The following is a 627-nucleotide window of genomic DNA, read 5'->3' on the forward strand; positions in this document are numbered from 1 at the left end:
CCAGTTCGTCCGGGGGTGACGCGGGCGTCCCGGGTCCGTGGGGCGGGCGGGGGTCAGACCCGGCCCGCCTTGAAGCCGCGTCCCCATTGCAGTCCCCAGCCGTAGAGCCGGTCCAGCTCGGCCTGGAAGCCGTACACGAAGAGCATCTGCCGGGCACTGGTACGGACCCAGGTGTCCACGTCACGCATGACCCACGGCTTGAACCGCACCGGGATCTCCCGCGGCACGAAGTTGCGCGAGCGCTGGACCCAGTCCTCGCCGATCGGCACGTCCGTGCCGGGATTGGCACCGCGGGCGAGGGTGAAGCGCAGGGCGTCCGAGCCGTACTTGTCCATCCAGTCGATCGGGTTGACCGCGTTGCCGAAGGACTGTCGGCCGCGGAGGAGATCTTCACCGTCCTGGAGACCCCGGTACGTCCGGCAGGCACCGGGGCGCTGCCCTCCGGCCCGGTGCGCATCGAGCTGGACTCGGTGACGGTACGGTTGCCGACCGGCCTGGCCCCGGCGCCTCAGACGGTCCAGCGCGCGAGCGTCTCGCGGTAGAACGTGGCGTGCGGGACCTCGGCGGGGGTGGGGCCCGCGTGGAAGAAGCCCGTGTTCCCGGTCTCCTCCGCCTGGATCCTGCGGA

1 pseudogene is annotated in these 627 nt (G+C 71.6%); it reads right to left on the bottom strand.

From position 1 onward, the window contains the following. Positions 1-53: 53 nt before the first annotated feature. Positions 54-371 (bottom strand): annotated as a pseudogene (locus PUR26_RS00790) (hypothetical protein); the annotation flags it as partial. Positions 372-627: the final 256 nt, after the last annotated feature.

It is taken from the genome of Streptomyces sp. SP18CS02, from assembly GCF_036322365.1.
GTDB lineage: Bacteria > Actinomycetota > Actinomycetes > Streptomycetales > Streptomycetaceae > Streptomyces.